General features: G+C 72.7%; 18 protein-coding genes. 7 read left to right on the top strand and 11 right to left on the bottom strand.

What is annotated here, in order from left to right; translation table 11 throughout:
* Positions 1-109 precede the first annotated feature (109 nt).
* Together xylB and xylA are read right to left on the bottom strand one after the other, a co-directional pair.
* Complete coding sequence (gene xylB / locus ABZU46_RS12930) at positions 110-1,534, bottom strand: xylulokinase (RefSeq protein ID WP_354857009.1); 1,425 nt, start codon at positions 1,532-1,534, stop codon at positions 110-112.
* Positions 1,535-1,543: 9 nt separating this feature from the next.
* Positions 1,544-2,731, bottom strand: coding sequence for a xylose isomerase (gene xylA, locus ABZU46_RS12925; protein WP_354857007.1), 1,188 nt, complete (start codon positions 2,729-2,731; stop codon positions 1,544-1,546).
* Between the two features lie 78 nt (positions 2,732-2,809).
* On the opposite strand from xylA, the gene ABZU46_RS12920 reads away from it, so the two are divergent.
* The 3 genes from ABZU46_RS12920 to ABZU46_RS12910 all read left to right on the top strand — a co-directional run bounded on the left by ABZU46_RS12920 (position 2,810) and on the right by ABZU46_RS12910 (position 5,314).
* Positions 2,810-4,048, top strand: a complete 1,239-nt coding sequence (locus ABZU46_RS12920) for an ROK family transcriptional regulator (protein ID WP_354857006.1) — start codon at positions 2,810-2,812, stop codon at positions 4,046-4,048.
* A gap of 118 nt (positions 4,049-4,166) precedes the next feature.
* Positions 4,167-4,838, top strand: a complete 672-nt coding sequence (locus tag ABZU46_RS12915) for a hypothetical protein (RefSeq protein WP_354857018.1) — start codon at positions 4,167-4,169, stop codon at positions 4,836-4,838.
* Positions 4,829-5,314, top strand: a complete 486-nt coding sequence (locus ABZU46_RS12910; protein WP_354857015.1) for a PP2C family protein-serine/threonine phosphatase — start codon at positions 4,829-4,831, stop codon at positions 5,312-5,314. The genes ABZU46_RS12915 and ABZU46_RS12910 overlap by 10 nt, the downstream gene beginning before the upstream one ends.
* 1 nt (position 5,315) lies before the next feature.
* Here the strand turns inward: ABZU46_RS12910 and ABZU46_RS12905 are convergent, their stop codons facing one another.
* Positions 5,316-5,957 carry a MarR family transcriptional regulator gene (locus tag ABZU46_RS12905; RefSeq protein ID WP_354857005.1) on the bottom strand — a complete coding sequence of 214 codons (642 nt, stop codon included), beginning with the start codon at positions 5,955-5,957 and terminating at the stop codon, positions 5,316-5,318.
* 96 nt (positions 5,958-6,053) lie between these two features.
* Here ABZU46_RS12905 and ABZU46_RS12900 point away from each other — a divergent pair, with 96 nt between their 5' ends.
* Positions 6,054-7,184 (top strand): PP2C family protein-serine/threonine phosphatase, encoded by a 1,131-nt coding sequence (locus tag ABZU46_RS12900; protein ID WP_354857003.1) that lies wholly within the window; start codon positions 6,054-6,056, stop codon positions 7,182-7,184.
* A gap of 10 nt (positions 7,185-7,194) precedes the next feature.
* Here the strand turns inward: ABZU46_RS12900 and ABZU46_RS12895 are convergent, their stop codons facing one another.
* The 8 genes from ABZU46_RS12895 to ABZU46_RS12860 all read right to left on the bottom strand — a co-directional run bounded on the left by ABZU46_RS12895 (position 7,195) and on the right by ABZU46_RS12860 (position 17,600).
* On the bottom strand, positions 7,195-8,679 hold the full coding sequence (locus ABZU46_RS12895; RefSeq protein WP_354857002.1) for a sugar transferase: 1,485 nt from the start codon (positions 8,677-8,679) through the stop codon (positions 7,195-7,197).
* 213 nt (positions 8,680-8,892) lie between these two features.
* On the bottom strand, positions 8,893-10,647 hold the full coding sequence (locus ABZU46_RS12890) for a substrate-binding domain-containing protein (RefSeq protein ID WP_354857000.1): 1,755 nt from the start codon (positions 10,645-10,647) through the stop codon (positions 8,893-8,895).
* A gap of 164 nt (positions 10,648-10,811) precedes the next feature.
* Entirely contained in the window at positions 10,812-11,849 is a 1,038-nt protein-coding gene (locus tag ABZU46_RS12885) for a lactonase family protein (protein WP_354856998.1), read from the bottom strand.
* A 149-nt stretch (positions 11,850-11,998) separates the two neighbouring features.
* Complete coding sequence (locus ABZU46_RS12880; protein WP_234582070.1) at positions 11,999-12,601, bottom strand: ATP/GTP-binding protein; 603 nt, start codon at positions 12,599-12,601, stop codon at positions 11,999-12,001.
* Entirely contained in the window at positions 12,582-12,971 is a 390-nt protein-coding gene (locus ABZU46_RS12875; RefSeq protein WP_354856996.1) for a DUF742 domain-containing protein, read from the bottom strand. Before ABZU46_RS12875 ends, ABZU46_RS12880 begins: the two co-directional genes overlap by 20 nt.
* Positions 12,961-13,383: a roadblock/LC7 domain-containing protein gene (locus ABZU46_RS12870; protein WP_354856994.1), complete on the bottom strand. Its 423-nt coding sequence runs from the start codon at positions 13,381-13,383 to the stop codon at positions 12,961-12,963. Before ABZU46_RS12870 ends, ABZU46_RS12875 begins: the two co-directional genes overlap by 11 nt.
* Complete coding sequence (locus ABZU46_RS12865) at positions 13,383-15,866, bottom strand: nitrate- and nitrite sensing domain-containing protein (RefSeq protein ID WP_354856992.1); 2,484 nt, start codon at positions 15,864-15,866, stop codon at positions 13,383-13,385. The genes ABZU46_RS12870 and ABZU46_RS12865 overlap by 1 nt, the downstream gene beginning before the upstream one ends.
* 243 nt (positions 15,867-16,109) lie before the next feature.
* Positions 16,110-17,600, bottom strand: coding sequence for a catalase (locus ABZU46_RS12860; protein WP_354856990.1), 1,491 nt, complete (start codon positions 17,598-17,600; stop codon positions 16,110-16,112).
* Positions 17,601-17,832: 232 nt separating this feature from the next.
* Between ABZU46_RS12860 and ABZU46_RS12855 the strand changes: the two genes are divergently transcribed.
* The 3 genes from ABZU46_RS12855 to ABZU46_RS12845 all read left to right on the top strand — a co-directional run bounded on the left by ABZU46_RS12855 (position 17,833) and on the right by ABZU46_RS12845 (position 21,457).
* Positions 17,833-18,432 carry a hypothetical protein gene (locus tag ABZU46_RS12855; protein WP_354856988.1) on the top strand — a complete coding sequence of 200 codons (600 nt, stop codon included), beginning with the start codon at positions 17,833-17,835 and terminating at the stop codon, positions 18,430-18,432.
* An 11-nt stretch (positions 18,433-18,443) separates the two neighbouring features.
* A complete protein-coding gene (locus tag ABZU46_RS12850) occupies positions 18,444-19,571 on the top strand; it encodes a hypothetical protein (RefSeq protein ID WP_354856986.1) in 1,128 nt (375 codons plus the stop codon).
* A gap of 227 nt (positions 19,572-19,798) precedes the next feature.
* On the top strand, positions 19,799-21,457 hold the full coding sequence (locus ABZU46_RS12845) for a sodium:solute symporter family protein (protein WP_354856985.1): 1,659 nt from the start codon (positions 19,799-19,801) through the stop codon (positions 21,455-21,457).
* Positions 21,458-21,471: the final 14 nt, after the last annotated feature.

The raw sequence follows: 21,471 nt of genomic DNA, 5'->3' as shown, positions 1-21,471 counted from the left end.
GCGCCCCCCCCTCTGCTCACCCATCTGCCGCCCCCCCCCCCCTCCCCCCCTCGCCTCCGGGCGCGGGGGGGGGGTGCCGGTCGGCTCCCACCCGCGTCGACTCCGACGGTCAGCGGCGGTCGAGGACCAACCCGCGGGCGGCGGCGTACTGGTCACGGACGGCGGGGACGGGCTCCGCCGCGTACTCCTCGGTGCCCTTGACCTCCCACTGCGGCGGGGTCGGACCGCCGAGGGCGACCCAGGCGGCCTGGCGGGCGGCGCCGTCGGCGACGTACTCCCCGGCGGGCGGGACGACCACCGGGCAGCCGAAGACCTGCGGTGCGATCCGGCGGACCGCGGCCGAGCGTGCCCCGCCGCCGACGAGGATGACCCGGCGGACGGTGGCGCCCTGCGCGGTAAGCGCGTCCAGGCCGTCGGCGAGCGCGCAGAGCATGCCCTCCACGGCGGCCCGGGCCAGGTGCGCGGCTGTCGACGTGCGCAGGGTCAGCCCGTGCACCGCGCCGGTGGCCAGCGGACGGTTGGGCGTCCGCTCACCCTCCAGGTAGGGCACCATGACCAGCCCGTCCGCGCCGGCCGGCGCGGAGAGCGCCAGCTCGGCCAGCTCGTCCAGGTCGACGCCCAGCATCGTGGCGGCGGCGTCCAGCACCCGGGCGGCGTTGAGCGTGCAGACCAGCGGCAGGAAGCGGCCCGACGCGTCGGCGAAGCCGGCCACCGCGCCGCTCTCGTCGGCGGCCGGCACGTCGGCCACGCTGAACACCGTGCCGGAGGTGCCGATCGAGACGACCACGTCACCGGGACCGGCGCCGACGCCGAACGCGGCGGCGGCGTTGTCGCCGGTGCCCGCGCCGAGCAGCGCGCCGCCCCCACCCAGCTCGTCGGCCAGCGTGCCGGCCGACTCGGCCGGGCCCAGCACCTCGGGCACCACGAGCTGCCGACCGAAGGCCCGTTGCAGCAGGTCCGGACGGTAGGAACCGGTGGACGGGGACCAGTAGCCGGTGCCGCTGGCGTCACCCCGGTCGGTCCGCAGCCCCGCCAGCCCCGGCGCACCGGCCAGCCGCCAGGTCAGCCAGTCGTGCGGCAGGCAGACGGCCGCCACCCGTGCGGCCAGATCCGGCTCGTGCCGGGCCAGCCAGCGCAGCTTGGTGATGGTGAAGCTCGCCACCGGCACGCTGCCGGTGGCCTCGGCCCAGAACCGCCGCCCTTCCGAGCCGCCGCCGGCCTCCTCGATGAGGTCGGCGGCGGCATCGGCGGAGCGGGTGTCGTTCCACAGCAGGGCCGGGCGCACCACCCGGCCCGCCTCGTCGAGGCAGACCATGCCGTGCTGCTGGCCGGCGACGGAGACCGCCGCGACGTCGGCCAGCCCGCCGGCCTCGTCGGCGGCGCTGCGCAGCGCCTGCCACCAGGCTTCCGGGTCGACCTCGGTGCCGTCCGGGTGCGGTGCCCGGCCCTGCCGGAGCAGGGCGCCGGTCTCCGCGTCCCGGATGACCACCTTGCAGGACTGGGTGGACGAGTCAACGCCTGCGACCAACGGCATGGCGGGGCCTCAGCGAGCGCCGAGCAGGTGCTCGACGGCGAGCTGGTTGAGCTGGACGAAGGCGAAGCCCCGCGCGGCCACCGCGTCCACGTCGACGTCCTCGAACGCGGACCGGTCGGCCAGGAACTCCTCGTAGCCCTCACCGTCGCCGAGCGTCGGCGTGTTCAGCTCGTCGACCTTGCTGGCGGCGAGCGCCTCGACGACCTCGGGGTCGGCGCGGAACGCCGCGGCCCGCTCCTTGAGCAGCAGGTAGGTGCTCATGTTGGCCGCCGCGGAGGCCCAGACACCGTCCATGTCCTCGGTGCGGGAGGGCTTGTAGTCGAAGTGCCGGGGGCCGTCGTAGGTCGGCCCGCCGTTCGGGCTGCCGTTCTCCAAAAGGTCCACCAGGGCGAACGCGTTCATCAGGTCACCGTGGCCGAAGACCAGGTCCTGGTCGTACTTGATGCCGCGCTGGCCGTTGAGGTCCAGGTGGAACAGCTTGCCCTGCCAGAGCGCCTGGGCGATGCCGTGGGCGTAGTTGAGCCCGGCCATCTGCTCGTGGCCGACCTCCGGGTTGAGACCGACCATCTCCGGGTGGGCCAGCTGGGAGATGAAGCCGAGCGCGTGCCCGATGGTGGGCAGCAGGATGTCGCCGCGCGGCTCGTTGGGCTTGGGCTCCAGGGCGAACCGCATGGTGTAGCCCTTGTCGATGACGTACTGGGTGAGCAGGTCCACCGCCTCGCGGTAACGGTCCAGGGCGGCGCGGACGTCCTTGGCGACGTCGTACTCGGAGCCCTCGCGACCACCCCACATCACGAAGGTGCTGGCGCCCAGCTCGGCGGCCAGGTCGACCTGGCGCAGCACCTTGCGCAGCGCGAACCGGCGGACGTCGCGGTCGTTGCTGGTGAAGCCGCCGTCCTTGAAGATCGGGTGGGTGAAGAGGTTGGTGGTGACCATCGGCACCACGAGGCCGGTCTCGTCGAGCGCCTTGCGGAACCGCGCGATGCGCTGATCGCGGGTGGCGGCGTCGGCCCCGAACGGGATCAGGTCGTCGTCGTGGAAGGTGATTCCGTACGCGCCCAGCTCGGCGAGCCGGTGCACCGCCTCGACGGCGTCCAGCTCGGGACGGGTCGCGTCGCCGAACGGGTCGCGGGCCTGCCAGCCCACGGTCCAGAGCCCGAAGGAGAACTTGTCGGCGGGGGTGGGACGGGGTGCCATGAGCAACCTCCGGGGTGGTGGTGTCAGGTATTTGTTCAGCGATTGAATTATTTGCCCGCCCTATGGCACTGTCAAGGGGTGAGCCCCACCCACGCCCCGGCCGGCGCAGCCCGTCAGGGCAGCCTCCGCGAGCTCAACCTCGCCCTGGTTCTCGGCCGGATCGCCGCCGCCGAGCGTCCCCCGTCCCGGGCCGACCTGGCAACCGCCACCGGCCTGACCCGCGCCACCGTCTCGGCGGTGGTCGAGGACCTGCTCGCGGGCCAACTGGTCAGCGAGGCCGACCCGGCGCCCCGGGCGGGCGCCGGCCGCCCGGCCCGGGGGCTGGTCCTGGCCGACCAGGGCCCGGCCGGGCTCGGCCTGGAGGTCAACGTCGACTACCTGACGGTGTGCGTCGTCGATCTCGCCGGCCAGGTCCGGCACCGCACCGTGCACCGGGCCGACCTGCGCCCGGTCGCCCCCGCCGACGCGCTGGCCCGCCTCGTCGACCTGGCCCGGCAGGCCCGCGCCGACGCGGCCCGGCAGGGCCTCACCCTGGCCGGAGCCGCGCTCGCCGTACCCGGCCTGGTGGACGACGCCGGCCTGGTCCGGCTCGCGCCGAACCTCGGCTGGCGGGACGTCGCGGTGCCCGAACTGCTCAGCAGGCACCCGCCCCTGACCGAACAGGTGCCCGGCATCCCGGCCCTGGTGGTGGACAACGAGGCCAACCTCGCGGCGCTCGGCGAGCTGCACTCCCGGCCGCCCGGCCCGGCGAGCTTCCTGCACATCTCCGGCGAGGTCGGCATCGGCGCGGGGATCGTCCTGGACGGCGCGCTGTTCCGCGGCGTACGCGGCTGGAGCGGCGAGATCGGCCACCTCCCGGTCCACCCCGAGGGCCGTCCGTGCCGCTGCGGAGGGCAGGGTTGCCTGGAGCAGTACGCCGGTCAGGAGGCGATCGTGGCCGGCGCCGGGCTGGTACGGGCGGAGCTTCCCGCGGACACCGCGACGGCGCGACTGGCCGAGCTGGCCGAGGCCGGTGACCCGGACGCGCTACGGGCGCTGCACGACGCCGGTACGGCACTCGGGGTGGCGGTGGCCGGCGTGGTCAACCTGCTGGACCTGGACACCGTGGTGCTCGGCGGCGGGTACGCCCCGCTGGCGCCCTGGCTGTGCCCGCCGGTGCTCGCCGAGATCGCGGCCCGGGTGCTCACCGCCGCCTGGTCACCGGTCACGGTCCGGCCCTCGACCCTCGGTCCGGAGGCCGCCGCCGTGGGCGCGGCCGGCTCGGTGGTACGGCGGATCGTCGCCCGCCCCGCAGGCTGGCTGAACCGCTCCGGCTGACGCGCTCCGGGCGTGCGTCGGTGCGGCTCGGTACGCTTGCCGTCGAGCAACTATCGGCAGGCGAGGAGCGCAGGAGCAGCATGCGTAGAGGTCGTCGGACGCCCGGCAGCGTCGGGCGGTGACCACGACCCGACGGGGCGGCATCGCAGGTCCGGTCGGCGGCGACTGGCAGGCGTCGCGACCACCGACCCGCCAACGCGGCGGCGGTGCGCTGCCGGCCGACTCGCCACTGGCCCGCGAGCTGCTCGACGGGCTCGCCGAGGCCGTGCTGACGACCGACGAGACCGGCCGGGTCACCCTCGTCAACGCCCGGGCAGCCCAGCTGCTCCCGGAGATCGTCGCGGGTGTCGAGCTGTCCGAGTGCCCGGTGGCGGCACTGGCCCGGGCCCTGCAGGACGGCACCGAGAGCTTCGACGCCGAGCACCACGGCCGGCACCTGCGGGGCGGTCGACGGCGTACCCACCGAGCCGAGCCGCTGGCGGGACGCCGAGGCCGCGGACCTGAGCGCCGTGCTCCCACCCGGGTTCGGCCGGCCGGGCGCGCTGCTGGTCAGCCCGATGCCCGGTCCCGGGGGGTCAGCCGGTGCACTGCTGTTGGTCCGCCGTGCCGGCCGGGCCGGCTTCGACCCACGCGACGTCGAGCTGGCCCGCGAGTTCGCCGCGCGGGCCGGCGCGGCGCTGGCCGCCGCCGAGCTGTACGGCGAGCAGGCCCACCTGGCCGGGTGTTGCAGACCAGCCTGCTCCCGCCGGAGCTGCCGACCGTGCCCGGCGGCAGCGACCGCTGGAGCTGATCCACCTGCTCAACCGCACCCTGTTCGACGCGCCCGACGCCGCACGGCGCAGCCAGCTCACCACCCTGCTGCTCGGATCACTGGAGCGCGGGGCGGCGGGGGTGGACATCCGGATCGCCGGCGGCGGGCACCCCGCGCCGCTGCTGGTCACCGCCGCCGGTTCGGTCGTCCCGGTTCCGGTCGGCGGGATGCCGGTCGGCGCACTGGCCGACGCCCGGTTCGCCGAGGCGCAGGTGCACCTCGACCCGGGCGACCTGCTCCTCGCGTACACCGACGGGGTGACCGAGGCGAACGGCGGCCCGGTCCACGCCGAGAAGTTCGGCGCGCACCGGCTGCGCGCCGCACTGGCCGCAGCGGCCGGGCTGCCTCCGGCCACGCTGGTCGACAGGCTGCTCCACGTGGTGGACGAGTGGCTGGGCGGGCAGGCTCACGACGACATCGCCGTGCTGGCGGTGTGCGCGTCGGCGCCGGCCTGAGTCAGGCGGTCCGGGCCACCGGCGGCTCACCGGTGGGCCATTCGCGCGGCGTGCCCACCGCCCGCTCGGGGCCGGTCTGCCACACCGTTCGGGTCGACCGCTCCGGGCGCTCCGACGAGTCCCCCGCCGGCCCGGTGGGCCGGTCCGGATCCCGCGGGTCCGCGTCGTCCGGCCAGTCGTCTCGCCCAGGCGGCCGGTCCCCGTCATCCGGCGCCGAGCCGCTTCGCGCCTGCTGCCGGCGGGCGGCCTCGTCGAACTCCCGCATCCCGCTCACCAGGGCGGTACGGCCCGCCGGAGTCATCGCCGCCAGCACTGTGGCAATTCGCTTCTGCCGGTCGGCGCGCAGCTCCGCGAGGAGTCGACGGGCCTCCGGGGTGAGGTGCAGGGAGATCTCCCGCCGGTCGAAGCGACCCGGCTCGCGCTCCAGCATGCCGGCCGCGACCAACCGGTCGCAGAGTCGGCTGGCGGAACTGAGCAACATGTCCAGGCGGGTGGCGAGCCGGCGTAGGTTGATCCCGTCGTGCTGCTCGACCACCATCACAGCCCGTAGTTGGGCTCCGGAGACCCGGCTGGCGGTCGCCTCGCGGGCGGAATCCCATACGCCCAGCAGGGCTCCCGCCGCCGCGTCCAACGCGGCAGCCATACTCGTCGCAGGGTCCGGTGGACCGTGTTCTTCGGCCATGGCGGCCCGAGACTACTCCGAAGCCACTGGTAGTCGAGCTTTGATCAAGGAGGCCTGATGAGTAAACCGGTCAATCGGGCACGTCGTACCCTGAACGAGACACCCGCCGACCTTCTCGTGGGCAGCATCGGGAAGATCTTCAAAGAGGCGTACGGGATCACCGAAGCGGAGCTGTACCAGGTCGACTACCGCCTCTCGGAGCTGTTGCCACTCACCGAGGGTGACTCCATCCGGGACGCCGGACACCCCGCCTGGCGGGCCTTCGACCACCAGGTGCCCCTGCTGGTCGACGGCACCGCCTGGGTGCCGGTCAGCATGCGCGGCGAACGGCGGGGCGTCCTGCGTCTCGCGCCGGTGGCCGACGACCCGGCAGTGCTCGGCGAGCTGGCCGACGTCGCCACCGCGCTCGCGCACGAGCTGGCGGCCGTCTCCGCCGGCACCGACGTCTACCGCGTCGCGCGGCGCAGCCAGCGGCTCACCCTGGCCGCCGAGATGCAGTGGGACCTGCTCCCCGGCCGCAGCCGGATCCGACCCTCGTTCAGCCTGGCCGGGCAGCTGGAGCCGGCGTACGCCGTGCGGGGCGACAGCTTCGACTGGGCCGACGACGGGCAGCGTCTCTGGCTCTCCACGGTCAACGGGACCGGTGAGGGTGTCGCGGCGTCCCTGCTCACGTCGCTGGCCACCCACGCGCTGCGCAACGCCCGCCGGGCCGGCCTCAGTCTGGGTGATCAGGCCGCCCTCGCCGACCAGGCCATCTACGACGAGTACCGGGGCAAGCGGCACCTCTCCGTGCTGTTGATGGAGCTGGACCTGCGCTCCGGGACGATGAGCGTGGTGGACGCCGGCTCGCCACGCCTCGTCCTGCTGCGGGGCGGAGAGGTCACCGAGCAACCGCTGGAGGCGCAGTTCCCGCTCGGCATGTTCGAGGCGACCGACTACCACGAGCAGACGTTCACGCTGGAACGCGGCGACCGGCTCTTCGTGGTCAGCGACGGCGTGGTGGAGGCCACCGGGAAGAACGTGCGCTACGGCGAGACGGCACTGGACCGGTTCCTGCGCCGGACGGGCCCGATGGAGCCACTGGACGCCGTGCGGTCGCTGATCGGTGACCTGCGCGCGTTCGTGGCCGGCGACCTCGTCGACGATGCCGTGGTGGTCTGCCTGGACTGGACCGGCCCGCAGGCGTGAGCGGCGGCGGTCAGTACGCGCCGCGGCTGTTCAGCACCGCGCCGGCGGTCTTCCAGAGGATGGTGAGGTCGGCGGCGAGCGACCAGTTCTCCACGTAGTAGAGATCGAGTCGGATGCCGTCCTCCCAACTCAGGTCGGATCGACCGCTGACCTGCCACAGCCCGGTCATGCCGGGCTTCACCAGCAGCCGCCGGGCCACGTCACCGTCGTAGCGGGCCACCTCCGAGGGCAGCGGCGGACGCGGCCCGACCAGGCTCATCTGGCCCAGCAGCACGTTGACCAGCTGCGGCAGCTCGTCCAGCGACCACTTGCGCAGCAGCCGGCCGACCCGGGTCACCCGAGGGTCGTCGCGCATCTTGAACATCAGGCCGTCGGTCTCGTTGCGGGTCGCCAGCTCGGTGAGCAGCGCGTCGGCGTTGACCACCATCGTCCGGAACTTGAACACGCCGAACTCCTGGCCGCCCCGACCCACCCGGACCTGCCGGAAGAGCACCGGCCCCCGGCTGTCCAGTTTGATGGCCAACGCGATGACCGCGATCAGCGGCAGCAGCAGCGCCAACGCCAGCGACGACGCCGACCGGTCGACGAACCCCTTGACCAGCTTGCGCGCACCACGGAACTCGGGCGCCTCGACGTGGATCAGGGGCAGCCCGGCGACCGGACGGGTGTGGATCCGTGGGCCGGCCACATCGGTCAGCGCGGGCGCCACGACGAGGTCGACGCCGGTCCCCTCCAGCTGCCAGCCGAGCCGACGCAGTCGGGCCGCCGTCAGCTCACCGGAGGCGGTCACCGCGACCGTGTCCGCGCCGATCGCGGTGGCGGCCTCCGGGATGCCCCGGAACGATCCCACCACCGGCACGTCACCGAGCCGCTGGGCCACCGGCGCGAGCAGCGCGTCGGGGATGCACGCGCCGACCACCTGATAGCCGGCGTACGGCTCCCGGCGCAGGGTGTGCACCAACTCCAGGACGTGTGCGGTGTCGCCGACCACGAGCACCTTGCGGGACCAGCCGGTGCCCTTCGAGCGGGCCCGGTGCAGGCGTTTGCGCGCGACGAACCGGGTCACCTCCAGCCCGACCGTGCCGACCGCGAACGAGATGCCGAGGAAACCACGGGAGACGCCGACGTCGGCGATGTAGCCGGCGATCGCGATCGCGCCGGCCAACCGCAGGCTCGCCGAGCTGACCCGCCGGTACTCGTCCGCCCCGTAGCCGACGACCCGGTCGTCGTAGCAACCGAGCGCCTTGAGGGAGATCAGCCAGGCCAGGACCAACCCCGGCGCCACCAGCACGTACGGGATCTTGGAGCCGACCGGCTCCTCGTCCCCGAACCGGCCGACGTACCCGACGAGCAGCGCGATGATGAGGATTGTGGTGTCCAGCACGACCAGGACCCGGACGTAGGACCGTTCGTCGGCGCGGGCCACCAGCCCGCTCGGCGGGCCCTCCGGCGTCGCCGAGGTGCTGGCGGGGGTCAACAGTGTCGCCGCGGTCACCGGCCCTCCCACTCTGCTCAGGACGGCCCCGGCCGACGAGTCGGACCGGAGGCGGACGGACGATGCCGGGACACGTCGACATCCTGCCTTGATAACTATGGCTGCCGATTGCTTCCGACGTATTGCCGTCACTTTTCTTCAACCCTGCGGCCATAAAAGGAACCCGCCGTACCGCTGACGCGGTACGGCGGGTTTCTCCTGCTGTGCGGCCGGTCAGCGCGGCGCCGGGGGGCGGCGCGCGATGGCGGTGAGGAAGATGCTGCCGATCTCGTTCGGGTCCTTGGTGACGAAGACGTCGCCGCCGGTCACCTTGGTGATCGACTCCAACTCGGTCTTGCTGACGCCCTCGCCGATACCGATCATGATGACCTGCACGGGCCGCTCCGGGTCCGCGACCTGCTTGAGCTTGGCGAGCAGTTGCCCCTGGCTGAGGCCGTTGTCGTCCTCGTTCTTGCCGTCGGTGAACAGCACGATGGAGTTGACCCGGCCGGGCTGCCAGTCCTCCTGCACCGCCTGGTACGCGGCCAGCATGGTGTCGTAGAGGCCGGTGTCACCGCTGGACGGCTTGATGGTGGCGAGTGCCCCCTCCAACTGCGCCCGCTGGCCGGAGAGCGGCCCGATCGGGACCAGTTGCCGGTAGTCCCGGTTGCCGACCAGCTTGGTGGAGAAGGTCCACAGGCCGATGGACCAGGAGTCGTCGAAGAGTCCCAGGCCGCGGCGGGCCGCGTCCACGGTGACCTCCTCCCGGCTGCGGTTGTTTGCGCTGGGCACCAGGTCCTTCATCGAGCCGGAGACGTCGATGACGGCGAGCATCCGACCCGACTGGGTGGCGATCGACCAGCTGGAGACGACACGCTGTATCGCGGCCGGGTCCAGGCCGCCCGCCGCGGTGCCGCCGGCCGCCGGGGCGGTCGACGCGCCGCCGGCCGGGCTCGGGGCGCCCTGCGGCGCGTTGAAGCCGGCACCCCAGTTGCCGTCCGGACCGCGCAGCGACTGCGCCGCCAGCCGGTCGCGGAACTTCGGGGCGGTGAGCAGCTCGAACAGCACCTTTGCCGCCGCCGCCTTGGTCGGCTCGATGCCGGGCAGCACCGCGTACGGGTAGTCCAGCGGCATCGGGGCCGGCTCCATGTAGAGCGCGGCGAGCGGCACCGGGGGCTTCTTGCTGTTGTAGGCGATCACGTCTTCTTCGGAGAGCGCCGCCGCACCGAGCGCGCTCGCGATGGACGTCGGGTCCGTGGCGGTCGGGAAGCGGGCCAGCAGGTCGTTGCGGAGCGAGGAGCGACCCGTGGCCAGCGCCCGCAGCGCGCCGACGGTGTTGCGCTGGGCGTCCCCGCCGGCACCGCTGGCGGCCGTGGTCAGCGAGAGCAGGCCGGACAGGCCGGCCGCGTCCCGGGTCGGCTCGACGATGCCGGTACGCAGCGGCTTGCTGCTGTTGACCTGCTTGAGCAGATCGGCCCAGGTGAACTTGGCGTTGGGCCAGCCCAGCCGCGTGGCCACCGGCTCGGGCATCGCCACGACGACGGGGCTGCGCGCGATGGAGGCGCCGTTGGTCGGCGCGAACGCGGTGGCGTCCTTCTTCAGTCGCAGCAGCCAGGTCGAGGAGTCCGGCACCCAGACGTCCGGAGTGACCGCCGTGCCGCTGGCCTGGCCGACGCCGGCCAGCACGGCACCGTGCTTCGCGGCCACCACGGCGGCCACATCGACCGGGTCGGACGCCGAGACGTCCACCCGGATGCAGGTGGGGCCGACCGCGGCGCCGTCCTTGACCCACTGGGACGCGGCGGCGTCCACGGCGGGCGCCAGCTCGGAGGCGACCGCCACGGCGAGTCGGATCTCTCCCGAACAGCTGGGCTGGATCAGCTCCTTATAGCCGAACCAGACGCCGGTGGTGACGACGAGAACCGTCGCCGTCGCGGCGGCGGCTGCTAGATGAAGTTTTGTACGCATGCGATGGCGGCCTGCTGACACGCTGACCATCTTGCGTATTAGGTGCCGTCTCTGCCACATCCGTTCGGACTAAAGTTACGCAGGAGAAACAGTTGATCACCAATTAGCAACAGAGTGTGACGAGGCGGCCCCACGGCGTTGCCAAACCGGTTTCCCTCTCACGTCCGGTCCCGCCGCCGACCGACTCACGGCAGCACGCAGGTCGGGCTCGCCACCGGGACGGGCTCGCCGACCGGGGCCGGGATGCCGGTGCTCGCGTCCCGCCGGAAGGCCCGCACCATGTCCGCCCGCTCGTCGGCCACGTACAGGTGCTCCCCGATGAGGGCGAAGTGTCGCGGCCACTCACCGCCGGTGTCCACTTCGGCCACCAGATCGGGCAGCTCACCGGCCAGGTCGAAGACAGCGATGGTGCCGACCCCGCGGTTGGCGACGTAGAGGAAACGGCCGTCCGGGTCGACCGCGACCTCCGACGGCTGGACGTGGCCCGCTCGCTCACTCGCCTCGACCCGGCCACGCTGGTGCAGTGCCCCCTCGTCGGTCACCTCGTACGCGGTGACCGAGGCGTCCAGCTCGCCGACCAGATAGCAGCGCCGGCCGTCGGGATGGCGGGCCAGGTGCCGGGGCCCGGTGCCGGGCGCCGTCCGCATCCGCGGACCGCGCGGCACCAGCCGCCCGCTCGCGCCGTCCAGGTCGTACCGGTAGACCGAGTCGGTGCCGAGGTCCACCGCGAGCAGCGGCTCCCGGCCCCGGCCCGGGGAGACCATGTGGGCGTGCGCCCGGTCCTGGCGTTCCGGGTCGGGGCCGTGCCCCTCGTGCACCACCAGATCGGTGCGCTCGCCGGGCACGCCCTGGGCGTCGAGTGGGAAGACCGCGACGCTGCCGCCGCCGTAGTTGGCCGCCACCAGGTGGTCACCGTCGGGCAGCACCGCCAGGTGACAGGGCTCGGCGCCGCCGGTCGACCGACTGCCGAGCGCGTCCAGCGCGCCGTCCGGCCCGACCTGCCAGGCGCTGACCTCCCCGTCGGTCAGCTCGTTCACCGCGTAGAGCACCGGACGGGTGGGGTGCCGCACGAGGAACGACGGTGACGGCGTGACCGCCACCGTGCCGAGGGGGGTCAGCGCCCCGGTGGCCGGGTCCCGGTGGGCGGCGACGATGCCGCTTCCCCGCCCTCCGCTCTGCGCGGTGTAACCCCCGATGTGGACGATCTCGCCCTGACCAGTCACGCTGCACCCCTTTGCCGGCATCCTGGAGTAGATCCAACCAGAGCTGCCCGCGAAGCCGACCCGCTAACCGGCTTTCCGAGGACCGGATCGGCCCGCCGATCCCGCGTCGGCGGGCCGACGCCAGGCCGCCCGCCCGCGGCGGGGCCGGGTCAGGCGGCCGGCACCGGCTCACCGCGCTGCCGGGCCACGTGCTCGACCAGGGAGATCAACACCAGCTTGCCGGACTGCCGGTCCCGGGCGTCGCAGAGCACCATCGGCACGTCCGGATCCAGGTCGAGCGCCCGGCGTACGGTCTCCAGCTCGAACCGACGGGTGTCCTCGAAGCAGTTCACGCCCACCACGAACGGGATGCCACGCTGCTCGAAGTAGTCGATCGAGGGGAAGCAGTCGGCCAGCCGCCGCGTGTCGGCGAGCACCACCGCGCCGAGGGCGCCGAAGGCCAACTCGTCCCAGAGGAACCAGAACCGGTCCTGGCCGGGGGTGCCGAACAGGTACACCTGAAGGTCGTCGTTGATGGTGATCCGGCCGAAGTCCATCGCCACCGTGGTGGTCGACTTGCCCTCCACCCCGGAGATGTCGTCGGTGCCCACGCCGGCGTCGGTCAGCACCTCCTCGGTCTGCAACGGTCGAACCTCGCTCAACGCGCTCACCAGCGTCGTCTTGCCGGCACCGAAGCCCCCGGCGATGAGGATCTTCAGTGCCAGCGGGACGGTGACCGAGGTGCCCGCCTGGTCATAGCGCACGGAGTCCACTGACCACCGCCTTGAGGATGTCGTCGTCGGGAAGGTCGCTGCCGGCCGGCGGCTCGTGCACCGCGACCAGCCCCTGAGCGAGGAGGTCACCGAGCAGCACCCGGATCACGCCGACCGCGAGGTCCAGCTCGGCCGCCAGCTCGGCCACCGACACCGGGCGACCTGCCAACGTGACCAGCCGCCGGTGCTCCGGCGGCAGCTGCGGGTGAGCCGCCAGGTCGAGGTCCGAGCCGGCCAGCACGAACGCGACCAGGTCGAACCCGTCGGCGGCCGAGCGCACCCGGCCGCCGGTGAGCGTGTACGGGCGGACCACCGGGCCCGCGTCGCCGTCCAGCCACTCGTGCTGGGGGCCGGGCGGCTCAGCCCGCATCACCGGCATCCGTCACCGGTCGGGCGGCGGCGGTGAGGTTCTCCCCCACGCGAATGACCAGCATCGCCATCTCGTACGCGACCAGGCCGATGTCCGCGTCGGCGTCGCTCACCACGGCCAGGCAGGCACCCTGCCCGGCGGCGGTGACGAAGAGGTACGCCGACTCCATCTCCACCACCGTCTGCCGGACCGGACCGCCGTCCACGTGCCGGCTCGCGCCCCGGGCCAGGCTGGAGAAGCCGGCGGCGAGCGCGCAGAGGTGCTCGGCGTCGGAGCGCTCCAGCTCGGCCGAGGCGCCGAGCAGCAGCCCGTCGGCGGAGAGCACCACCGCCTCCCGGGCGGCCGGTACCCGTTGCACCAACTCGTCGAGCAACCAGTCGAGGCTGGCGCTCTGCTTCGTCGTTTGCCGCACTAGGCGTCCCTCTCAGTCGCGGTCGGAGGTTCGGAGGCCGTCGGAGGCGCCGGAGCCGGGCCTGCCACAGCCGGGCCTGCCACAGCTGGGCCTGCCACAGCCGGAGTCGTGCCCGCGCGGTTCGCCGGAGCGGTCGTGCCGGGCGCACCGCGCCGAGCGGCCGAGCCCGGGGCGACGACGGTGGCCCGGCCGCGTGCGGTGCCGGCCTGGAGAGCCGCCATCACCCGGCGTACCTCCTCCGGCGAACGTGGCGTCGGCGCGTCGGTGACGGTGGACCGGGGCAGGGCGGTGGGGGTACGCCGTCGCACCCGGCGGGGCAGCCCCTCCAGGTCGTCAGTCGTCCCGTCGGAGGACGACTCGCCGTTGGCGCCCGGCGCGTCCGTGCCCGCCCCACCGGCGCCCGGTCCGTCGGCGGACGGGCGGTCGGGCGTCGGGCCCGTGGGTAGGGCGAGAGTGGGCAGGTCATCGGTGGCGGTCGCGGCCACGGCTGGGCTGCTACGGCCGGCGCGGGGCCGGGGCACCGCGCCTCGGCGCACAGGTCGGGCCAGGCGCCGGTCGCCCGCGGTGGCGGCCAGCGTGGCGGGGTCGGGGCCGGCCGGCGGCTCGGTGGTGACCAGGTCGGTGGGGACCAGCACCACGGCGGTGACGCCGCCCGCCTCGGAGGGCCGCAGCCGTACGCGGACGGCGTGCCGGGCCGCCAGCCGGGCCACCACGAACAGGCCGAGTCGGGCACTCTGCGCCGGGTCGAACTCGGGTGAGCTGGCCAGCCGGGTGTTGGCGCTCTCCAGCGCGGCGGCAGACATTCCCAGCCCCTGGTCGGTGACCTCCAGGACGTACCCGTTGGCGACCTGCTCCCCGCTGATGGTCACCCGGGTGTCCGGCGGGGAGAAGGCGGTGGCGTTCTCGACCAGCTCGGCGAGCAGGTGGATGATGTCGCCGACCGCCCGACCCAGCACGCCGACGGGCTGCACGCTGGTGATGTCCACCCGGTCGTACGCCTCGACCTCGCTGATCGCCCCACGCACCAGGTCGACCATCGCAACCGGGTTGCGCCACCCTCGGCCCGGCGCGGAACCGGCGAGAATGACCAGGTCCTCGGCGTGCCGGCGGAGCCGGGTGGCCAGGTGGTCCACCTGGAACAGTTGGGCCAGCTCGTCCGGGTCCTCGGCGCGACGCTCCATCCGGTCCAGCAGGTGCAGCTGCCGGTGCACCAGGCCCTGGCTGCGCCGGGCGATGTTGAGGAACACCTCGTTGAGCCCTCGGCGCAGGGTGACCTCGTCCACGGCGGCCTGGACGGCGGTGCGCTGCACCTCGGTGAAGGCCCGCCCGACCTCGCCGATCTCGTCGTTGCCGTACTCCAGGGGTGGCGCCTCCCGGGCGACGTCGACCTGCTCGCCGCGGCGCAGTCGGGTCACCACGTCCGGCAGCCGGTGCTCGGCCAGCTCCAGGGCGGCGGTACGGACCCCGCTGAGTCGCCGGACCAACGTGCGGCCGACCCGCAGCGCCACCAGCACCGAGACCACCACGGCGGCGAGCCCGAGCACACCGGCGGCGGCCAGCCGGACCAGGATCCCGACGGCCATCGGCACCGAACGGTCGGTGAGCCCGTCGGCCTCGGCCAGCTCGAAGTCGCGCAACTGCTGCTGTACCTCGTCGTGGCTGGTCTGCCACGACGCCGCGTCCACCGGTGGCCGACCGGACCCGTTGGCCCCGATCAACGCGTCCTGCATCGCGCGCAGGCTGGTGAACGCCGGGCTCTCGGTCAGTCGCTGGTACGCGGTGCGCCCGGCCTCGGGCAGGTCGGCCACCGCGCTCTCAGTGAGCCACCGCTGGTTGCCGATGGCCTGCACGAGCAGGGCGTGCTCCCCCTCGGCGAACTTCCCGGCGGTCAGCACACCGGCCAGCATGGCGTCGGTCTGGCCGAGCAGCTCCCGGGAACGGCCCAGCGTGGTGAGGGCCAGCGCCTGTCGATTGATGGCCGGATCGTTCAGATTCGCCATCGCGGAGAACGCCTGGAAGGCTGCCGAGACCATGCCGCTGTAGAGGCCGAGGGCCCCGGCGCGGTCCATCATGCCGTCGTCGATGAAGTCCCGTCCGGTCGGCAACGCCGCCAGGGCGGTGACCAGCCGGTCGACCCGGTCCTCCAACAACTCGTCGGCGGCGTCGCGCAACTCCTCCCCGTCGACCCGGCGACGCAGCTCGGCGACCGCCCGATCCGTACGCTGGCGCTGCTCGGCCAGGGCGGGCAGCTCGGTGGTGCCGGCGAGCTGCACCACCGACAGTCGACGCTCGCGTTGCAGCTCGGTGACGACCACCTCGCCGGGGCGGCCCAGGTCGTACAGCAAAGTGCGCGCGGAGAGCAGGTTCAGGGCGGGGCCGAACGTCAACGTCGTCGCGAAGATCCACAGCGCGAGGAGCGCGGTCACCGGGGCGACGACCAACGCGGTCAGCTTCGAGCGGATCGGCCAGTCGCGGGTTCTCATCAGACCTCGCCCGTACAGGGGTGGCAGGAGGGGCGCCGGCACCGCCGGGCAACGCGCTCGCCGGTCGCGCACCCGGCCGTCAGGCCGGGCACCGGCGCGGGCGCCTTGGGCAGGATACGTAATCGCGCCCGGTTGCACTACCGCCTGTCGCGCCGACATCGACGCTGCGGAATGCGCCTGCGCCCCGGCACGACGAGCGCCCCACCGGTGACCGGTGGGGCGCTCGTGCCGGCGCGGTACGGATCAGACGTGGTCGGCGATGCCGAGCCCTTCGGCGACGCGGCGGCCGTAGCTCGCGTCGCACTGGCTGAAGTGCCAGACCATCTTCTCCTGGATGTGCTTGTCACACTGGGCCAGCAGCGTGGTCAGGTTGTGCACCAGGTCGTCGCGCTCGGCGTCCGTCATCTCGCGGAAGCGCCGGCCGGCCTGCGCGTAGTTGTCCTGCCGCTCGATCGGGGCCTTCATGACGTGCCCGGAGACGAAGGGCCGGTACTCCCGGTAGGACTCGTCGGCCTCCTGGAGACCGGCCACCGAGGACGGCTCGAAGTTGATGTGCGGGTTGCCACCGCGGTTGTCCACCCCGTACGACATCTGGCCGCCGCCCTGGTTGGTGCTGACCTGGACGTCCTCGCGCGGCCGGTTCACCGGGAGTTGGAGATAGTTCGGGCCGACCCGGTAGCGCTGGGTGTCCGAGTAGGAGAAGGTCCGCCCGACGAGCATCTTGTCGTCGGAGAAGTCGATCCCGTCGACCAGCACGCCGGTGCCGAAGGCGATCTGCTCGTTCTCGTTGTGGTGGTCGGTGATGTTGCGGTTGAGCGTCATCATGCCGACCGGCAGGTAGGGGAACTGCTCCTCCGGCCAGATCTTGGTGTCGTCGAGCGGGTCGAAGTCCAGCTCGGGATGCTCGTCGTCGCTCATGATCTGCACGTTGAGCTCCCACTGCGGGTACTCACCGCGCTCGATCGCCTCGTACAGGTCCTTCGAGGCGTGGCCCAGTTCGGTGGCCTGAATCGCATCCGCCTCGGCCTGGGTCAGGTTGTGCTCGCCCTGCTGGGTCAGCCAGTGGAACTTGACCAGCACGCCCTCGCCCTGGGCGTTCACGAAACGGTAGGTGTTCACGCCGGACCCGCGCATGGTGCGGTAGTTCCGCGGGATGCCGTACGGGGAGAAGAGCCAGGTCAGCATGTGCATCGACTCGGGTGTATTGGACATGAAGTCGAAGATGCGGTTCGGCTCCTGGCGGAAGGTCACCGGGTCGGGCTTCAGCGAGTGGATCACGTCGGGGAACTTGATCGCGTCGCGGATGAAGAAGACCTGGAGGTTGTTGCCGACCAGGTCCCAGTTGCCGTCCTGGGTGCGGAACTTGACCGCGAAGCCGCGCGGGTCGCGGGCGGCCTCGGAGGAGTCCCGGCCACCGATGACGGTGGAGAAGCGGATGGTGACCGGGGTCTTCGCGCCCCTGGTCTGGAACAGTTTGGCCCGGGTGTACGTGGCCGCCGGCACGTCGCCGATCGTCCCGTACGCCTCGAACTCACCGTGCGCGACGAAGCCGCGCGCGTGCACCACCCGCTCCGGGATGCGCTCCCGGTCGAAGTGGCTGATCTTCTCCAGGAAGTGGTAGTTCTCCAGCGTGGCTGGCCCGCGTGAGCCGACCGTCCGTTGCTGCTGGTTGTTGTGCACGGGGTGACCCTGGCGGGTGGTGAGGGTCGGCCTGTCGGCCTGCGGGTCGCTCATCGGTCTCCTCCGGATGCGTGGTGCGGCGGGCCTGACCGGTCCCGGGGTGGCCGGGCCGGGTCGCTCGCGGGGCGTACGGCGGACACCACCCACCCAAGCGCGTTATCTGGAATGAGTCAAATTTTTGCCTCGAATTGTGGCGACACCCGACCAGGACCGGTGAGGAAAGTGCCTCGGATCGGGATTGGCGATCAGTACGCGGAGGGAATACCAGGTGACGAAGGAGGAGCCCATGTCGCCCACGCAGATAATCGTCATCGTGCTCGTCGTGCTGGTGATCGTCGCGGCGCTCGCCGTGGCCGTCCGGACGATCGGCCGTCGCCGCGCGCTGCGCAGCCGGTTCGGGCCGGAGTACGACCGGGTGGTGCAGGAGCAGGACAGCCGGTCCGCCGCGGAGCGCGAGCTGCGCGACCGGGAACGCCGGCACGCCGAGCTCACGCTCACCCCGCTCAGCCCGGAGTCGCGGGCCCGTTACGCCGCCGCCTGGGAAGAGCTCCAGATCCGCTTCATCGACTCGCCGGGCGAGACCGTGGGGGACGCGGACGAACTGGTCACCCGGCTCATCGAGGAGCAGGGCTATCCGACCGGGGACTTCTCCGACCAGATCGCCCACCTCTCCGTCGAGCACGCCCGCACGCTGACCAACTACCGGGACGCGCACGAGATCCACCTCCGCAACTCCCGGGGCGAGGCGAGCACCGAGGAGCTGCGCCAGGCGGTCGTGCACTACCGGGCTCTCTTCGCCGACCTGCTCGGCGAGGAGCCGGTCGGTCAGCGCACGACCGAACAGGGTTCCCACCCGGACACTCCGCACGACGCCACGAGCCGCTGAGGAGGCCACCGATGCGCCACGAAGAGCAGCAGGTGAGCAACGACCATCCGGAGGCTGTCCGGTCCGCACCGGTGCCGGTGCCGCCGACCGCCGACCGGGCCGCCCGCTCGGACGTACCCGAGGACGCCCTGGACGACCGGGGCACCTTCGACGATCCGACCACCGACGACGAGCGGGCCACTGACCACGACCCGGCCACCGACCACGAGCGGGCCAACGGCACCGACCCGGGAGCGTTCCAGGACCGGGCCGACGACGACCGGACCGACGACGAGTGGGCCGACGACGACCGGGCCGACGACACCGACCGCCGGAACCGGCCCGACGACGAGGGTGGCTTCCACGAGCCGGGGCCGCTCCCGACCGCCTTCGGCGCCACCACGGTGGCCGACGCGGTGGCGGCGTCCGCACTGGCGAGCCCGAACCCGCAGGACCAGCCGGATCCGCGGGCCGAGCGGACCGCCCAGCCGGGCGACGGCGCCGAGGACGGCGAGCGGGAGGGTCTGCGCGCCGACCCCACCGCCGAACTGCACCGCCGTGACGGCGTTCCGGAGACCGACCGGGACGCCGCACCGGCGACCGACGAGGACGCCGACCTGAACGGCGACGGCCGGCGCGCGGACACCGAGACCTCCGCGGGCACCGTCGTCGCCGCGGACAGCACGGACGGTGCGCCCGAGCGGCGCGGCGACCTGACCGACTGGGCCGGCGATCCCGACGCGGCGACCGCGGGCGCGGCCGGCTATGGCAGCGCGTCTCCGGAGATGGTCGACCCGGACGCCGACGCCGAACCGGTCACCACCGGGGCGGCCGGCGCCTCCCTGGAATCCGCCGGGACGTCGCGGCCCGCCGGTTCGACAGTCGCCGCCGAACCGGCCACGCTCCTCGACGGGGACACCGCACAGGGATTCCGGGACCGCTGGCGGGACGTGCAGCTGCGTTTCGTCGACGATCCGCACGCCGCGGCCGGTGAGGCGCAAGCCCTCGTGGAGGAGGCCATCCAGGCTCTCGCCTCGGCACTGGCCGCGCAGAAGAACACCCTGGGCGGGTGGCAGGACGCCGGCTCGGCGGACACCGAGCAGCTGCGGATGGCCGTCCGCAACTACCGGGACTTCCTGGACCGCGTACTGGGTCGCTGAGGCGTATCGATCGACGGGGCGCTCCGGCCTGCCGGCCGGGGCGCCCCTCGGCGTCCCTGAGGGGTGGCGGCTGAGTGCTCGAGACCGGCCAGTCGCACGCCGAAGGCCAAGCCGCCCGAGCGGGCGCGAACGCAGCGGAGCGGACGTGCAGGCATGAAACCTCGCGGAGCGGGTAATAGGGCGCGCGCATCGAATCCGGTGTCAACGTCGGGACGAGGGGTGACGGGATGGACGGCGGCGGTCTGCGGCTCAATATGAACGGGCTGGACTACCTGATCCTTGCGCTGTACTTCGTCACCGTCCTCGGGGTGGGCTTCGCCGCCCGGCGGGCGATCCGGACCAGCGTCGACTTCTTCCTCTCCGGCCGCTCCCTGCCGGCCTGGGTGACCGGCCTCGCGTTCGTCTCCGCGAACCTGGGTGCGCTGGAGATCATCGGCATGGCGGCGAACGGCGCCCAGTACGGCGTCATGACGGTCCACTACTACTGGATCGGCGCGGTGCCGGCGATGGTCTTTCTGGGCATCGTGATGATGCCCTTCTACTACGGGTCCAAGGTCCGCAGCGTGCCCGAGTACCTGCGGCTGCGCTTCAACCGACCGACCCACCTGCTGAACGCGCTCAGCTTCGCCGTCGCCCAGGTGCTGATCGCCGGCGTGAACCTCTACGCGCTGGCCCTGGTCATGCAGGCGCTGCTCGGCTGGCCGCTCTGGACCGCGATCGTGGTGGGCGCGGCGATCGTGCTGGCGTACATCACCATCGGTGGCCTGTCCGGGGCGATCTACAACGAGGTGCTCCAGTTCTTCGTCATCCTGGCCGGCCTCATCCCGGTCACCGTGATCGGTCTGGTCAAGGTCGGCGGCGTGGGCGGGCTGATGGACGCGGTCCGCGACTCCAAGCTCGGCGAGGCGGGTCTGCACGCCTGGCAGGACACCGCCAGCACCGACAACCCGCTCGGCGCGCAGTGGATCGGCATCGTGTTCGGCCTCGGCTTCGTGCTCTCGTTCGGCTACTGGACGACGAACTTCGCCGAGGTGCAGCGCGCGCTGTCGGCGAAGAACATGAGCGCCGCCCGGCGTACGCCGATCATCGCCGCGTACCCGAAGCTGTTCATCCCCCTGGTCACGATCATCCCCGGCCTCGTCGCCCTCGTGACGGTGAAGGGGCTCGGCGCGGAGAAGGGCGACCTGCAGTACAACAACGCCATTCCGCTGCTCATGCGGGACCTGCTGCCCAACGGCGTGCTCGGGGTGGCGGTCACCGGCCTGCTCGCGTCGTTCATGGCCGGCATGGCGGCCAACGTGAGCGGCTTCAACACCGTCTTCACCTACGACATCTGGCAGGCGTACGTCCGCCGCGGCCGGTCCGACGAGTACTACCTGCGCATCGGTCGGTGGGCGACGGTCGCCGCCGTGGTGATCGGCATCGGGACGGCGTTCATCGCGTCCGGGTTCAGCAACATCATGAACTACATCCAGGCGCTCTTCTCGCTGTTCAACGCGCCGCTGTTCGCCACGTTCATCATCGGCATGTTCTGGAAGCGGATGAGCGCGCTGGCCGGTTTCTGGTCGCTGCTGCTCGGCACGCTGGCGTCGCTGGCGACCTACCTGCTCTACAAGGGCGGCGTGATCGACTTCAACTCCGACCTGGAGGAGAGCTTCTGGGGCGCCGGCATCGCGTTCGTCACCGTGGCGGTGGTCGCCGCGATCCTCACCCCGCTCACCGCACCCAAGCGCGACGAGGAGCTGCGCGGGCTGGTCTACGGCATGGGCGGCGTCGACCTGAAGGGCGACGTGCTCGCCGGGGACGCCGTCTGGTACCGCTCCCCCGTGCTGCTGGGCGTGATCGCGGTCGCGCTCGCCGCCCTCTTCTACATCCCGGTCTTCTAGAAAGGAGTCGGCAG

The sequence above is a fragment of the Micromonospora sp. NPDC005197 genome, assembly GCF_040608295.1.
In the GTDB taxonomy this organism is placed as follows: Bacteria; Actinomycetota; Actinomycetes; order Mycobacteriales; family Micromonosporaceae; genus Micromonospora.
This window is presented reverse-complemented; position numbering and strand designations above follow the sequence as displayed.

Coding starts and splice junctions, on each gene's coding strand:
- xylB (WP_354857009.1), bottom strand. CDS start 1,534: ATGCCGTTGGTCGCAGGCGTTGACTCGTCCACCCAGTCCTGCAAGGTG.
- xylA (WP_354857007.1), bottom strand. CDS start 2,731: ATGGCACCCCGTCCCACCCCCGCCGACAAGTTCTCCTTCGGGCTCTGG.
- ABZU46_RS12905 (WP_354857005.1), bottom strand. CDS start 5,957: ATGGCTGCCGCGTTGGACGCGGCGGCGGGAGCCCTGCTGGGCGTATGG.
- ABZU46_RS12900 (WP_354857003.1), top strand. CDS start 6,054: ATGAGTAAACCGGTCAATCGGGCACGTCGTACCCTGAACGAGACACCC.
- ABZU46_RS12875 (WP_354856996.1), bottom strand. CDS start 12,971: ATGCGGGCTGAGCCGCCCGGCCCCCAGCACGAGTGGCTGGACGGCGAC.
- ABZU46_RS12865 (WP_354856992.1), bottom strand. CDS start 15,866: ATGAGAACCCGCGACTGGCCGATCCGCTCGAAGCTGACCGCGTTGGTC.
- ABZU46_RS12860 (WP_354856990.1), bottom strand. CDS start 17,600: ATGAGCGACCCGCAGGCCGACAGGCCGACCCTCACCACCCGCCAGGGT.
- ABZU46_RS12855 (WP_354856988.1), top strand. CDS start 17,833: ATGTCGCCCACGCAGATAATCGTCATCGTGCTCGTCGTGCTGGTGATC.
- ABZU46_RS12850 (WP_354856986.1), top strand. CDS start 18,444: ATGCGCCACGAAGAGCAGCAGGTGAGCAACGACCATCCGGAGGCTGTC.
- ABZU46_RS12845 (WP_354856985.1), top strand. CDS start 19,799: ATGGACGGCGGCGGTCTGCGGCTCAATATGAACGGGCTGGACTACCTG.